This is a genomic window from Pseudoalteromonas sp. 1CM17D (assembly GCF_023161805.1).
GTDB classification, from domain to species: Bacteria; Pseudomonadota; Gammaproteobacteria; order Enterobacterales; family Alteromonadaceae; genus Pseudoalteromonas; species Pseudoalteromonas atlantica.
In genome coordinates, this window is sequence record NZ_JALNTP010000014.1 from 1 (window position 1) to 15643 (window position 15643).

At 40.4% G+C, this 15643-nt stretch carries 11 protein-coding genes; 4 read left to right on the forward strand and 7 right to left on the reverse strand.

Features of this window, described 5'->3' with window-relative positions; genetic code table 11:
• Positions 1-201 precede the first annotated feature (201 nt).
• Positions 202-657, forward strand: a complete 456-nt coding sequence (locus MSC25_RS18305; protein WP_095206753.1) for a transposase — start codon at positions 202-204, stop codon at positions 655-657.
• A gap of 430 nt (positions 658-1087) precedes the next feature.
• Here MSC25_RS18305 and katG read toward each other — a convergent pair whose 3' ends face one another.
• Positions 1088-3268: a catalase/peroxidase HPI gene (gene katG / locus MSC25_RS18310; RefSeq protein WP_248444207.1), complete on the reverse strand. Its 2181-nt coding sequence runs from the start codon at positions 3266-3268 to the stop codon at positions 1088-1090.
• Positions 3269-3926: 658 nt separating this feature from the next.
• Here katG and MSC25_RS18315 point away from each other — a divergent pair.
• Positions 3927-4805 carry a tetratricopeptide repeat protein gene (locus MSC25_RS18315; RefSeq protein WP_024032988.1) on the forward strand — a complete coding sequence of 293 codons (879 nt, stop codon included), beginning with the start codon at positions 3927-3929 and terminating at the stop codon, positions 4803-4805.
• A gap of 765 nt (positions 4806-5570) precedes the next feature.
• Here the strand turns inward: MSC25_RS18315 and MSC25_RS18320 are convergent.
• From MSC25_RS18320 to MSC25_RS18345, 6 genes are all read right to left on the reverse strand, one after another.
• A complete protein-coding gene (locus MSC25_RS18320; protein WP_248444208.1) occupies positions 5571-5891 on the reverse strand; it encodes a hypothetical protein in 321 nt (106 codons plus the stop codon).
• A 16-nt stretch (positions 5892-5907) separates the two neighbouring features.
• Positions 5908-6639 (reverse strand): nuclear transport factor 2 family protein, encoded by a 732-nt coding sequence (locus MSC25_RS18325; protein ID WP_029773547.1) that lies wholly within the window; start codon positions 6637-6639, stop codon positions 5908-5910.
• 92 nt (positions 6640-6731) lie between these two features.
• Positions 6732-7475, reverse strand: coding sequence for a ferredoxin--NADP reductase (locus MSC25_RS18330; RefSeq protein ID WP_248444209.1), 744 nt, complete (start codon positions 7473-7475; stop codon positions 6732-6734).
• A gap of 1583 nt (positions 7476-9058) precedes the next feature.
• Positions 9059-10060, reverse strand: coding sequence for a glycosyltransferase family 2 protein (locus tag MSC25_RS18335; RefSeq protein ID WP_248444210.1), 1002 nt, complete (start codon positions 10058-10060; stop codon positions 9059-9061).
• 1508 nt (positions 10061-11568) lie between these two features.
• Positions 11569-12270, reverse strand: a complete 702-nt coding sequence (gene deoD, locus MSC25_RS18340) for a purine-nucleoside phosphorylase (RefSeq protein WP_004587192.1) — start codon at positions 12268-12270, stop codon at positions 11569-11571.
• A gap of 15 nt (positions 12271-12285) precedes the next feature.
• Positions 12286-13503 (reverse strand): phosphopentomutase, encoded by a 1218-nt coding sequence (locus tag MSC25_RS18345; RefSeq protein WP_055254353.1) that lies wholly within the window; start codon positions 13501-13503, stop codon positions 12286-12288.
• A 194-nt stretch (positions 13504-13697) separates the two neighbouring features.
• Between MSC25_RS18345 and udk the strand changes: the two genes are divergently transcribed.
• Both udk and MSC25_RS18355 read left to right on the forward strand, forming a co-directional pair.
• Positions 13698-14327, forward strand: coding sequence for a uridine kinase (gene udk / locus MSC25_RS18350; protein WP_004587190.1), 630 nt, complete (start codon positions 13698-13700; stop codon positions 14325-14327).
• A 17-nt stretch (positions 14328-14344) separates the two neighbouring features.
• Positions 14345-15568 carry a NupC/NupG family nucleoside CNT transporter gene (locus tag MSC25_RS18355; RefSeq protein ID WP_004587189.1) on the forward strand — a complete coding sequence of 408 codons (1224 nt, stop codon included), beginning with the start codon at positions 14345-14347 and terminating at the stop codon, positions 15566-15568.
• Positions 15569-15643 lie beyond the last annotated feature (75 nt).

The following is a 15643-nucleotide window of genomic DNA, read 5'->3' on the forward strand; positions in this document are numbered from 1 at the left end:
TGTAGACGCACAGCTTGCTGGCGTTTAAAAGCAACGCTTTACCCTGATGTTAAACCCCTTCGCTAAAGCCATGAGAAGCTACGCTTCTAACGTGAGCAAGCTCAACGTCTACAAGTCAGATTAACTACTGTTTTAAAAACTTGCCTTGTGTAATAAACAGGTTTTCCTATATTTATTAAAATATATTAAGAAATGGCTCTCATGGTTTCTTCAACAAAACTATTAAAAGGTCGCTGCTCGTCTGCAAATAAATATTATTCAGTCACCATATGCTGCGTGCAAAGAGCCGATTTATTTGAAAACTTTGAGAATGCCTGTATAGCCGCTCGCGCGATCTTTTATATGCAAAAAAATGTTAATACTATTTGCTATACCGTAATGCCAGATCACCTTCATTGGCTTTTTCAGGTTAAGGCGCTCTCACTATCTGAGGTAGTTAGGCAGTTTAAAAGCTTAACAACCGTGAAGATTAATGCGCTTAGTGGTGATAAAGGTCCAATTTGGCAACAAAATTATTTTGATCATCAAATCCGCAATGAAAGAGATTTAATAATTCAGGCTCGTTATATTGTTGCAAACCCATTAAGAGCTGGGATTGTGCAAAAGATTGAACAATACCCTTTTTGGGATTGTATATATTTGAACGGCGGGGGTTGAGGGGATTATTTTTATTTTTCGTGAACAAGCATCGTGTACCAACGCCGGAGCTTAGCCCTAGTCTGTAGACGCGCAGCTTGCTGGCGTTTTAAAAGCAGCGCTTTTACCTAAGTGTAAACCCCTTTGCCAAGGCCATGAGAAGCTACGTTTCTAACGTGAGCAAGCTCAACGTCTACAAGTCAAACTAACGCCGGAGCTAACCTCTACCTTGTAGACGCACAGCTTGCTGGCGTTTAAAAGCAACGCTTTTACCCTGATGTTAAACCCCTTCGCTAAAGCCATGAGAAGCTACGCTTCTAACGTGAGCAAGCTCTACGTCTACAAGACAAACTAACGCCGAAGCTAAGCTCTGTGCCTACAGGCCACGAACTAAAATTTAGATAATAAAAAGGGGAGCTATGTTGCTCCCCTTTGTGCCTATAATTTTGATTTATTTAAGATCAAATCTGTCGGCGTTCATTACTTTTACCCATGCATTTACGAAGTCATGTACAAAACGTTCATTGTTGTCGTCTTGTGCGTAAAATTCGCTTAGTGCACGTAATATAGAGTTTGAACCAAACACTAAATCTATACGTGTTGCGGTCCATTTTATGGTGCCTGTTTTACGTACAACAATGTTGTAAACACCTGGCTCAGACGGTTTCCAGTTATTGGCCATGTCGGTTAAGTTTACAAAAAAGTCGGTAGAAAGCGCACCTACGTTGTCGGTAAATACGCCGTGTTTGCTGCCTGCGTAGTTTGTGCCTAACACGCGCATTCCGCCAAACAGTACGGTCATTTCTGGTGCTGTTAGGCCCATTAACTGGCTACGCTCTAAAAGTAGCTCTTCTGGCGATACGCTAAAGTCGCCTTTAAGGTAGTTTCTAAAGCCGTCGTGTACTGGCTCTAACGGTTCGAACGACTCGGCATCGGTCATTTCGTCGGTTGCATCGCCGCGCCCTGGCGCAAACGGTACAGTTACATCAACACCAGCTTGTTTTGCAGCTTGCTCTACAGCTGCTGTGCCACCTAATACGATTAAATCTGCAATACTGATAGGCTTAGCTAAACCTGCTTTAAATTTTTCAAGGGCGCTAAGTACGCTTGCTAGGCGCTCTGGCTCATTACCTTGCCAATCTTTTTGCGGAGCTAAACGAATACGCGCACCATTTGCACCACCACGGCGGTCTGAGCCACGGTACGTACGTGCGCTATCCCATGCTGTAGTAATTAAATCGGTTGCGCTTACGCCACAATCAAGAATTTGTGATTTTAGCTCGCTAATTTCGTCATCAGACAGGGTGTAGTCAACCGCTGGAATTGGGTCTTGCCAAATTAGGTCTTCGCTTGGTACATCTTTACCTAAGTAACACGCTTTAGGGCCTAAGTCGCGGTGCGTAAGTTTAAACCACGCGCGGGCAAACACATCAGAAAAATACTCAAAGTCGTTGTTAAAACGTTCAATAATTTTACGGTAGATTGGGTCTACCTTCATGGCCATATCGGCGTCGGTCATCATTGGGTTTAAACGAATTGATGGGTCTTCTACATCTACCGGCTTATCTTCTTCTTTAATATTTACAGGCTCCCATTGGTGCGCGCCTGCTGGGCTTTTAGTTAGTTCCCACTCGTAGTTTAATAGTAAGTGGCAGTAGCCGTTATCCCATTTTGTAGGGTGGGTAGTCCACGCGCCTTCTAGCCCCGACGTTACGGTATTGCGACCAAAGCCGCCTTCTTTAGTGCTGTTCCAGCCTAGGCCTTGCTCGTGTACGTCGGCCGCTTCTGGCTCTGGGCCTAAGTGCTCAGCTTTACCGTTACCGTGGGTTTTACCTACCGTGTGGCCGCCTACAGTAAGCGCTGCGGTTTCTTCGTCGTTCATTGCCATGCGAGCAAATGTTTCACGTACGTGCTGCGCGGTTTTTTGCGGATCGGGTATACCATTAACGCCTTCTGGGTTTACGTAAATTAAGCCCATTTGTACCGCAGCTAATGGGTTTTCCATGGTGTCGGGCTTTTCTACGTTGTCGTAACGCTCATCACTCGGTGCTAGCCATTCTTTTTCTGCGCCCCAGTAAATGTCTTTTTCTGGGTGCCAAATGTCTTCACGGCCACCGGCAAAGCCATAAATTTTTAAGCCCATTGATTCGTATGCCATGTTACCGGCTAAAATAAATAGGTCGGCCCACGATAGTTTGTTACCGTATTTTTTCTTGATTGGCCACAATAGGCGGCGTGCTTTATCTAGGCTTGCGTTGTCTGGCCATGAATTTAGCGGCGAAAAACGCTGGTTACCGGTGCTTGCGCCACCACGACCGTCTGATAATCGGTACGTACCCGCAGAGTGCCATGCCATGCGGATCATTAAGCCGCCGTAATGACCCCAATCGGCAGGCCACCAATCTTGGCTATCGGTCATAAAGGCTTTTAGGTCTGCTTTTACTGCGTCTAAATCGAGAGATTTGAATGCTTCGGCGTAGTCGAAGTCTGTGCCGTAGGGGTTTGATTTTGTGTCGTGCTGATGAAGAATGTCTAAATTTAGAGTATTTGGCCACCAATCTGTGTTTACTTTAGAAATAACTGAGTTACTACCGTGCATTACGGGACATTGACCCGATTTAGTGCTGCTCATTTTCAGCTCCTTACTTTAAATGAAGAGTTTAACTATTTTACTCAAGCCCCAGCGCTTACATTTAAAGTTGCACGCTAAGGTTTATTAATTTTGCGCATAATTTTTATTTACTGCTCAAACAATATAGACCCCTAATATTACATTCGCCAGCGTATTAACTTGAATTAAATCGATTGAAACCATTGGTTTAATGAATACAGTTTAAACACCACAATTAGTGTGATCGGATTAAATAGATAACGCGTAATGGTATGTGAAGGGTTTGAAAGTGGCTTTTAATTAAGCGCACATTGGAATACCCCCCTTCACCATGAAATTAAAGTTGTTTATAAAGGTGCATTACTAAGCCCAATGCACCTTTACTTTATAACTTATTGAAATCTATTTTGAATAATTAAGTAAATGTTCAGATTAACTTGATTATTATGACCACTCACTCCTGTTATTTCCCTGCGACAATTTATTGTTGTTTTAAGCAGTTTTGCCAGCCCACATTGGGCTGGCTTTTTTTTGCCTAAAATTTAAAATCCTTTAAGGCTGTGTGAACAGTTGTATGATTTTGTTAACTTGTTTAATGTTCAAAGCCAACACGCCCTAGTGCCAATAAGCCTTGCATGTTAAAGTGCGATTAGTCACTAATAATTAACTAGGCGTACCCATGCGTTTTTATATAACTATTCTATTTGTTTGTTTTGTTTCGCTTTTAAATACTGTTAATGCCCAAGAATCTGCTGCACCAACAGAAGAGCAACAGCAACAAGCGTTAGCGCAATTAAATGAGCCCATGTATAAACCGCTTTTAGAACGCTATATTCTTGATGAGTTAAAAGCCGTTCGCCAAGACCAACAACAATTACGCGAAGATGTGACAAAACAAGTTACACACGCCCAGTTAGATACCGCCGACAGAGCGCTTATTTACACCACCGACACTATTAATAACGTGTTTTTTATTATTACTGCTACGGCCTCTATTTTGGTTTTAGTAGGCTGGAACTCGCTGCGCGATGTTAAAAATAAAGTAGAAGACATAGTAAATACGCGTGTCAGTGTGATCACTGACGAGTACGAAGATCGCTTAAAAATTCTTGAAGAAAAACTGCGTGTACGCTCAGAAGAAATACTCAGTAACCAAGAGCGTATATCGGTCACTAACGAGGTGCACTCGTTATGGATGCGCGCAAACCTAGAAAGCGACTTTGCAAACAAAATTGAAATATTTGACGAAATTTTAAAACGTAAGCCAGAGGATGTAGAAGCCATTGCCTATAAAGCCGATGCATTATTAGAGCTAAACGAAACCGCCAAAGCCATTGAGTTATGTAACCAAGCCATTGATATAGATAGCGACTACGGCTATGCCTACTGGCAGCGTGCGTGTGCGTATGCACTTACACACAAACATGCCGATGCATTAGCCGATATAAAAATGGCCCTTGAATACTCGCCAAACTTACGTAATGAGCTACTACACGAAAGTGCATTTGCCAGCCTACACGACAACGACAGCTTTAATACCATAGTAGCGGGTAGCTAGAGTTTTGTGGGCGCGTTATTGGCGTAAAGTGCGAAGCCCACAATAGCAGTAGCAGCGGCTTTATGCCGCGAAAAAATTCAATATAAAACGCGAGGTATACTCGCTGCTACGTGGTTAGCCTATGCTTTCGTTTAAAAGTGATTATCTCACCACCGAGAAGTGAAGGAGGAGAGCAGGAGAAAAACTGGAGAAATAAATCACCATTCTCTGTGTAGCGCGAAGCGCCTCTGTGCCCTCTGTGGTGCAATTAATGAGTAGCAGCGGCTTTATGCCGCGAAAAAATTCAATATAAAACGCGAGGTAAACTCGCTGCTACGTGGTTAGCTCATGATTTCGTTTAATAGTGATTATGTCACCACCGAGAAGTGAAGGAGGAGAACAGGAAAAATTACTCACCACCCCCCATTGTTTCCTCTGTGTCTCTGTGTCCTCTGTGGTGAAAAACAAGTTAAGCCAATTATTCACAAAGAGGTTAAGAGACGCTGCGCTTTTAGAGCTAGAGAATAAGTGATTTAATAAATGATCACATAAGTAAGAATTCGGCCTACAAAACAGTATTTGAATTTAGTGTTAGACGCGCACTGCTTTTGTTTAAAAGTGATTATCTCACCACAAAGAAGTAACTCACCAATGCCTATTTTCTCTGTGTAGCGCGAAATGCCCTCTGTGGGGCAATTAATGAGAAAATACGCATCCCCCTGAGCAAACTAGGCGTCTACAGGCAAAATTAGCTACAGGGTAAAACTTGTATTCAGGTGTATATAATTATCGTTTAAAGTATAAATCGATGGCTTTGGTGAGGAGTTCGTCGAGTTGCTCTTCGAAGGTATCTATATCAATTTCAAAATGGTTTAAATAGGCCTTGGCTTGCACTCGCGATAGGTTGCGGTTTTTTACGCTGTATTGACGCTCATCTTTTTGTTTATCAAAACGTGGTAAAAACAAAAATTGCCCGTAATAAGGTGATTTAATATGCTTATTAGCATAACGACAAAAGTCTTCTATGTGTTCTGCGCCCTGCGGCCCTAAACACCCTGGCTCAACGCGGTACATTAAGCGAATTTTTTTGTCGTCTGCTAACTGCATAGTATGCCTTTTATAATTATCTAAAAAATAATACGCGGATTATTTTTCCGTCTTTTATTTGGTAGCTCGATACTAACTCAGAGCGTTTATCTACCACGTTTTCGTCTGTTGAACAGGTTTCTGATAGCTCGTGGTCTATTACTATGTCGCCGTGCACAATACGCTTTATTGGCGAGCTATTAATACACTTTAATTTTTTAAACATTAAGCCATAACGGGCTATTAGTTTTTCTTTTCCTTTAAATAATAGCTCATTAGGAAAAATATAAAACTCTACATCTTCATCGTACATACGAATAAATTGTTCAATATTACGTGCGTTATAGGCTTCTACTAGTTGCTCTACAACAGCAAGCGACTCGCGAGATTGCTTAGCTTTAGCTTGCTGCTTAGCGGTTAATGCCTCTTTGGCTTGCGTTACCGCTTTTTCTGCCTCGGCCACAGCTGCTGCTTTTTCTACTTTGTTTTTTGGTTTTTCTACCGGTTTGGGGGTTTCGCTACCCAGTACTTTTGAGTCGTCAGGTTTAGTAGTATCTACTGTTGGCGTTTTAAGCTCTGGGGCTTGGTACTCAAGCGTGTTTAACTTTTCATCTTTTGCTTTTGTTGGTGAATTGCTGGCTTGAGTAGAGCTTGACGCTTGCTCGGTACTTTTTTGCTCTTCTTGAGTCTCTTCGGTTTGCTCTGCTGCATAACTGATCAGGGCAACAGTGGCAATAAGCGAGGCAAAAATAATAGATAACGATTTCATAACTTTCCTAATATGAACATATAACGCTGTTAATGCTGCAACATAACAAATTTGAGCGTTTTCGGGTAGCAATTAAATGATTGTTATACACTTTACCAATACTGCTCAACCGTTATGTGCCCTGGGTCTCTGCGACGATTTCGTTTAAAGTTTTTGTCTAAAAGTAACTGTGTGGTGTCTTTTACCATTTGTGGGTTACCGCAAATCATAAATTGCGAATTACTCGGGCTTGGGGTTTTAGAAGCTTTACTAAATAGCTCGCCGTTTTGAATTGCTGTAGTTATACGCCCTTTTAGGCCTTGTTGTGGCTCCTCACGGCTTACAACCGGAATGTAGTTAAGTTGTGTAGGGTGTGCGTTTATTAGGGTGTGTATTAGATTTTGATAGCTTAAATCGGTATTAAAACGTACGCCGTGCACTAAATTAATCTGTGTGTATTTTTGCCATACCTCTTGTTGCTGCAAAATAGATAAAAACGGCCCTATTGCAGTGCCTGTACTTAGCATCCATAACTGCTCGCTTTGCGGTATTTCGTCTAAGGTAAAAAAGCCTGTGGCACGTTGCTCTATTAATACAGTGTCGCCTGGTTTTAATTGCGCCAACCTAGGCGATAATAAGCCGCCCTCTACATTGATAAGGTAAAATTCTAAATCGGGATTATTAGGCGCGTTTATATAAGAGTATGCCCGAGCAATACGTTTATCGCCCTCCATAATCGAGAGCTTAGTAAACTGCCCCGCTTTAAATGGCTCTACGCTTGCGTTTACTACCAGGCTGAAAAGTGTATCGCTCCACCATGTTACTTTTTTTACGGTTGCATCTACCCAGTTAGACATTGTCAACTCCATAGCTTAACGGTTAAACAACAAAAACAATAAATGGTTGTAATTTATACACTAGCATTAACTTAGTAAGAGTGACACTGGGTGTAGTGACTTTTTAAACATAGTGCTTTTACTTTGGGTAACATTGGTTTGATTAAAAAGGTGAGTAGCTGCGGCTTTATGCCGCGAAAAAGATTAATACCAAACGCGAGGTTAACCCTAGCTACGTGGTTAGCTCGTGCTGTGCAGACGCGCGTTGTTTTCGTTCATAAGTGATTTTTTTCACCACAGAGGAGTGAAGGAGAAGAGCAGGAGAAATGACTTACCAACCCCCATTGTTTCCTTTGTGTCTCTGTGCCCTCTGCGGTGCAATTAATGAGTAGCAGCGGCTTTATGCCGCGAAAAAAATTCAATATAAAACGCGAGGTAAACTCGCTGCTACGTGGTTAGCTCATGCTTTGTAGACGCGCGTTGTTTTCGTTCATGAGTGATTTTGTTACCACAGAGAAGTGAAGGAGAAGAGCAGGAGAAATGTTACCACCCCCCATTGTTTCTTCTGTGTAGCGCTAAGCGCCTCTGTGTCCTCTGTGGTGAAAAACAAGTTAAGCCAATTATTCACAAAGAGGTTAAGACACGCTGCGCTTTTAGAGGTAGAGAATAAGTGATTTAAAAAGTGATGAGCCAATCCCCGTGCTCTCTGTGTAACGCTAAGCGCCTCTGTGTACTTTGTAGTGGAATTCATGAGTAGCAGCGGCTTTATGCCGCGAAAAAATTTAATACCATACGCGAGGTAAACTCGCTGCTACACGATAAACACTATTCTCTAAACACGTCTTAAAAGTGGTTATGTCACCACCGAGGAGTGAAGGAAAAGAACAGGAAAAATGCCCCCCATTGTTTCCTCTGTGTCCTCTGTGGTGTAATCAATGAGTAGCAGCGGCTTTATGCCGCGAAAAAATTTAATACCATACGCGAGGTAAACTCGCTGCTACACGATAAACCCTATTCTCTAAACACGTCTTAAAAGTGGTTATGTCACCACCGAGAAACCATAAGAAGTAATATAACCAGTTCCCATGTTTCTCTGTGTAGCGCGGAATGCATTATGTGGTTAAATTAATAAGGAAATACATGCAGCCCTATAGACGCACAGCTTGCTGGCGTTTTAAAAGCAACGCTTTTACCTAGGGGTTACATAGCTCTTATTAAACTTTAATTAAACGAAGTAAATTTCTGTAAACTTATTTAGCTTTAACTATAAACAATAGATTAGGATTAACATTTCTCTAATGCATTAAGCATTAAGTGAATATAAAATTTAAACGCTTAAAGACTTAAAATACTTGGTTCTGTTCGTAATACGATTTTGGAGAAGACAATAAGAATGGAGTTATTATAGAATGAGAGGGGCCATACGCTGTTAAATTATAACTGTAACTCCTGAAAAGTGTAAAACTTAAATAATCACTACAAGCACTATATAAACCAAATAAACATTATATAAATTAATTTATACTCACTTAAACAATAAAATTAAAATTACTTTTATTAATATAAAAAGCAAAAAAAGAAGTGATAAATAGAGTTAATAAAGACTATTTTGTAGACAACTCAACTTCTACGTTTATATGCTCGCCTAGGCTAGAAAGATCTTTACTTACTAAATATTTAACTAATAGAAGAGTATTTTTGAAGTCTATCTCACGAAATTTTAGCATATGTTTTACCATTAATTTAAAATAAACATAGCAATGAGAATTGAAAGTTTTCTTTAAAATTTTTCTTTGCTCTGAATCTAATGGAATATTCTCTAAAATCATCGCTGTTGCCAGAGCTTTACTTCCCATAATGTTACATGAACCTACAAGGTCCCAGCTTATGTTCGAAAAAAACATATTTACACCCTTGCCGCATTTTGTGATGTCACAAGGGTAGTACGCAACTTTATCAGCATTAGAACACAACAATAGCCACATTAGTTCATCTTCACCTGCAAACCTTAGTTGGTCGCAAAATAATACCTCAGGAAATTTACTCAGCCTGTACATAACTGTCGATGTTTGCGATAAATATTTATTGTACATTGACTGGATAATAACAGGTGAATCTATTAAAAATTTAGACTCGCCTACTAAAAAGTGGCTTAAATCGCGCTCCATTTCAGGAATATCAGTATTCCAATTAGAATCATAGAAGCCATCTCGATCTGTATTGCCAAAATAAAAGCTAGCACCTAAGTCGAAGGCCTCTAATGCTAAAGTGCTATGGCTTACACCCCATTGATCATCCGAGTCTAAAAATGCAACATAATCTACTATATTGCAAAGCTTAGTTTGAATATATTTTAATGCTGTATTTCTAGCTATAGCTGGTCCAGAATTAGTTTTGTGGTAAAGGCTAATTAAATGTATATTTTTTGGTAAAGTAGGCAGGAGTGCCAATTCTTCAGAAAGTGAAAGAGGAGAACAATCATCAACAATAACAACATAGTAAGTTATTTTACTTAAACTTTCTTGCTCAATTATAGACTTGAGAGATTTTAACAATATTCCTTTATCTCGTTGATAAAATGGTATTACGACCCCTATACTATGCATAATAATTCCTATAAATCATCCATGTATTTAATCAATTCACTTAATTATTTGCACAAAGCCAAATTAATTATTTTTGTATGAACTAATTAATATTTTTATATTAAGTTTGTTATTTAAACCTTTAACGATTAAAAATAATACTAATTTTTAACCGTTGAAGCAATAAAACATTGCTAAAATAGCGATAGTTTTTAATTTATTGCTAGCAATCAGTAAAAAATGATTAGCTTAATAAGAATAAAAATTATTTTATATTTATTCTTATTAACTTTAATTTCGGTACAGCCACCCAATAAAGTAAGCAACTAAACTGAAAACTTACGAATAAAAGCTATTGTTCCCTATACTAACTACTAGCTAATTTATCCATTGCAGTTAACGGCATAATAGTAAAACCGTGGGGACTAAATACCTATAAATTATTTTCCCATTCTTACAAAGGGACACCATCATGAGCTTAGTGGTTATTTGGGGTATAATTTTAACCCACAGCCCCCTGCTGCTTGTAAATTTATAAAGATTATTAATAATACCTAGAATCAAATGGTCTATCAAAGAACTTCTTGGATAATTTTTTATAGGTTGCTCAAATTCCTTACTGTCAATAAGTATCTATTAGCTTAGTTGCTTGTATCCCCTCTTCTTTCCTCCTACAAACGTATATTAGAAGCTGCAAAGTTTTATTGTTACGCTTCAGCGAGTGTTAGGCATGACTGTGACAGACCTGAAGCGATACTTTTTACTATTAGTGGGCTTATACGATATAAATTTGTTGTGATGCTTACAATGCAATCATTGAAAAAGTGAAGATGCTCAGACAAATGGTAGTAGTGCAAATCAACTCTGAGCAAGCTCTACGTTTACAATATCAACATTAACACCTAAGCTGAGCCTTCCCCAATATCCGCAAAGCTTGCTGGCGTTTTAAAAGCAACGCTTTTACCCTAGTGTAAGCCCCTTTGCTAAAGCCATGAGGGACTACCCTTCTAGCGTGAGCAAGCTCAACGACTTGTATCTCTCATTGATAAATGATTAGCTATCATTTATCACATCGAGTTCAGTGAGCTTGCCTCGACGTCTACAAGTCAAGTTAACGTCGGAGCTACCCCCTGTAGACGTGCATTGCTTTTGTTTAAAAGTGATTATGTCACCACTGAGAACACCGAGAAGATAATGAGAAGTGATGAGCCAAACCCCGAATTTTCTAATATGTAGCGCAAATCGCCTCTGTGTACTTTATGGTGGAGTTAATGAGTAGCAGCCGGCTCTATGCCGCGAAAAAAAAAATTAATACCAAACGCGAGGTGAACTCCAGCTACGCGGTTAGCTCGTGCTGTGCAGACGCGCAGCTTGCTGGCTGCTTTAAAAGTGGCGCTTATATAGGCATAAAAAAAGCCGCATAAAATGCGGCTTTGGGGGTTTAGTCTCACTTCACTTTGGGCGTGTCTCCAAAACTTAGTGAATACGTTACCAAGGAACTGTTTGCTAATTTAATAAAATTGCGTTTATTAAATAGACTCTAAAGCAATTTTAACCATTTCGTTAAATGTGCTTTGGCGCTCATCTGCAGGTGTTGCTTCACCGGTGATCACGTGGTCACTTACGGTAAATAGTGCCATTGCGTTAGCACCATACTCTGCAGCTACACCATATAAACCTGCTGTTTCCATATCTACAGCTAGTACACCTAGTTTATCTAGGTCTTTGTAGAATGTGTCGTCAGCTTGGTAGAAGGTATCGGTAGTAAATACGTTACCTACCTTTGCTTTAATGCCTAGGTCTTTAGCGGCGTTAACACCGTTTAAAAGTAGGTCAAAGTTAGCAATTGCTGAAAAATCGTAACCACGAACGCGTGCACGGTTTACGTTTGAGTCGGTGCTTGCGCCTTGTGCAAAAATTACGTCGCGAATTTTAATATCTGTACCAATACCACCACAGGTACCAATACGAATAATATTTTTTACGCCAAAGCTTACAATTAACTCACGCGCATAAATAGACATAGATGGTATGCCCATGCCCGAACCCATAATACTTACAGGTTTACCTTTGTATGTGCCTGTAAAGCCGTACATGTTACGTACGCCTGTTACTTGTACTGCATCATCTAAAAAGTTTTCAGCAATGTATTGTGCACGAAGCGGATCGCCCGGCATTAATACTGTTTCAGCGAAGTCACCAACGTTTGCACTAATATGCGGAGTACTCATTAATTGTTTTCCTTTTTATTTAGGCGCGTTTAGCTTATTTAAAAAGCCGTCACCGTATTCAAGTGCAGGTAAGTTAAACCACTGTGCAAGGGTTTGGCCTATATCTGCAAAGCTATTGCGCTCGCCAAGCGGGGTATTTTGCATGCCCGGTTGATAAGCTATAACTGGTACATATTCGCGGGTGTGCTCTGAACCTGGAAAGGTTGGGTCACAGCCGTGATCTGCAGTGATCATTAACACGTCATCTGCATTTAATTGGTTTAGTATAGTTGGTAAGTAATCGTCAAATTCTTTTAACGCTTTTGCATAACCAACTGGGTTGCGACGGTGGCCAAACTTTTCGTCAAAATCAACTAAATTGGTAAAAATTAAGCTGTTATCTGGCGCACTTGCTAATACTTCGCTGCTTTTTTCAAGCAAATTCATCAGCCCTGGGGCTTTGTGTTTTTGGGTAATGCCTTGGTGTGCATATATATCTGCAATTTTACCAATGCTTATTACTTCACCGCCGTGTTTAGATAGTACATCTAATAGGGTCGGTGCTGGCGGCAATACTGAATAATCGCGACGATTACCAGTACGGGCAAAATCTGCGTTGCTTGTGCCTAAAAATGGCCTAGCAATAACACGGCCTATATTTAGTTTATCAAGTAATTCGCGGGCAATTTCACACACTTCGTAAAGGCGCTCAAGGCCAAAAGACTCTTCGTGTGCGGCAATTTGAAACACGCTATCTGCAGAGGTGTAACAAATTGGTTTGCCTGATTTTACATGCTCTTCGCCTAGCTGCTCTAATATGGTGGTGCCTGATGCATGGCAGTTGCCTAAAATGCCAGGTATACCGGTAGCGGCTATAAATTCGTCTACAAATTCTTGTGGAAAACTCGGCTGTGTTTTAGGGAAGTAGCCCCAATCAAATAACACAGGTACGCCGGCCATTTCCCAGTGCCCTGATGGCGTATCTTTACCGCTTGAAAGCTCTTTTGCATAACCCCATGCACCTTGCGATGCTTGACGATCAGAAACTAAACACGTTTCACCGCCCGCGGCTTCACAGGCATCGATTAAACCTAATTTAGATAAATTAGGTAACGATAACGCTTTACCCGTTTCGTCGTGGTATGCTTTTAATAAGTGGGCGAGTGTATTTGCTCCAACATCACCAAATTTGTCTGCATCGGGTGCTGCGCCTATACCTAGGCTGTCTGCCATTAAGATGATTGCTCTTGCCATGTTGACCTCACTTTGCTTCTAGGTGGTTACTTTATCCGCTGATCGAATTTTCCGTACAGGACATAAGTCCTGTTTCATAAAAGCTAAACATTATAAATTTGCGTTCTTAAGCAAAGCAAAAGAGATTATTCGTGTCTTTTTTGCTATTGTGATCAACCAAACAACTTTTCCTTTCTGTGTGGGTGAGAACTTTAGTGACACGAACTATTATAGCTATTGCTGGCGCATCAGCGTCGGGCAAATCTCTTTTTAGCCAAACTATTTACAATGAGTTGGTTAATGAGCTTGAACCAGGCGCTATCGCCATTATTGAAGAAGATGCTTATTACAAGGATCAGTCGCATTTGCCTATGGAACACCGTACGCAAACTAACTACGACCATCCTGATGCATTTGAACATGAGTTAATGCTTGAACATTTAACTCAACTTCGTAGTGGTAACTCTGTCGAAGTACCTACTTATGATTATGCACAACACACACGAAGCGATGAAACTCGTCGCGTTGCTGCAGCTAAAATTTTAATAGTAGAAGGTATTTTATTATTAAGTGATAAAGCACTTAATAAAGAATTTGATATTAAGGTATTTATAGATACACCCCTTGATATTTGCTTAATGCGTCGTATGCAACGAGACATGGAAAAAAGAGGCAGAACATTACAATCTGTTGTTGAGCAATATCAAGCAACTGTTAGACCGATGTTTTATCAATTTATTGAGCCTTCAAAGCATAACGCTGATTTGGTTGTGACTCGAGGCGGAATGAACCGCGTTGCGATTGATATTATTAAAAGTAAAATTAAGTATTTACTACAAGAATAATAACGGGAAACATCTGTATGACAACATTTATGAGCTTAGTAGGCATGTTTGTACTACTAAGTATTGCTTTTGCGGCTTCGACTAATCGTAAAGCAATAAACTTACGCACCGTAGCGATAGCCTTTGCTATGCAAGTAGTTATTGGTGGGTTTGTACTGTTTTTTGAAGCAGGTAAAAATGTGTTAGCAAGTATGTCTAGTGCCGTCTCTTCGGTAATTAGCTTTGCAAACGACGGGATTGGGTTTTTATTTGGCCCACTTGCATCGCAAGATACACTCGGTTTTATTTTTGCTATTCAAGTTTTACCGGTCATTGTGTTTTTCTCAGCACTTGTTGCTGTGCTTTACCACATTGGCATTATGGATTGGATAATTAAAATTCTGGGCGGCGGTTTACAAAAACTATTGAAAACCTCTCGCACAGAGTCGCTCTCAGCAACGGCTAATATATTTGTAGGCCAAACTGAAGCACCCTTAATTGTTAAGCCGTTTATAGCAACCATGACTAAGTCTGAGTTGTTTGCAGTAATGGTAGGTGGCTTAGCCACGGTAGCAGGCTCTGTAATGGCAGGTTACGTAATTATTGGTGTAGAGCTTAAGTATTTAATTGCCGCTAGCTTTATGGCTGCACCAGGTGGGTTTTTAATGGCCAAAATGATTGTGCCAGAGACCGAAACACCTAAAGATACGCTTGCTGATTTAGACACCGATGAAGACAAGCCAGTTAATGTTATTGATGCAGCAGCATCAGGCGCAGCTAACGGCATGCATTTAGCGCTAAATGTGGGCGCAATGCTATTAGCTTTCGTAGCATTAATAGCATTATTAAACGGTTTACTAGGCGGTATTGGTGGGTGGTTTGATTACCCTACTTTAACGCTACAAGAAATTTTAGGTTATGTATTTGCTCCTGTTGCATGGTTACTTGGCGTACCGTGGGATGAGGCAATCATAGCAGGTAGTTTTATTGGTCAAAAGTTAGTAGTAAATGAGTTTGTTGCTTACTTAGACTTTATAAATTATCGCGATACGTTAAGTGCGCACACTCAAGCAATTGTAACATTTGCGTTATGTGGGTTTGCTAATCTATCGTCGATAGCTATTTTACTAGGTGGATTAGGCGGTATGGCGCCTAGTCGGCGAAAGGATATCGCACGCTTAGGGCTCAGAGCAGTGTTAGCAGGATCTATGGCTAACCTTATGAGCGCAGCAATTGCTGGGTTTTTCCTCTCGCTAGCTTAGAAACTTAATGAGATGAACACCGGTGTTGCAAAACAAGAAGATAGTACTTTAAGGGGTTAAAGCACTATCTGACTT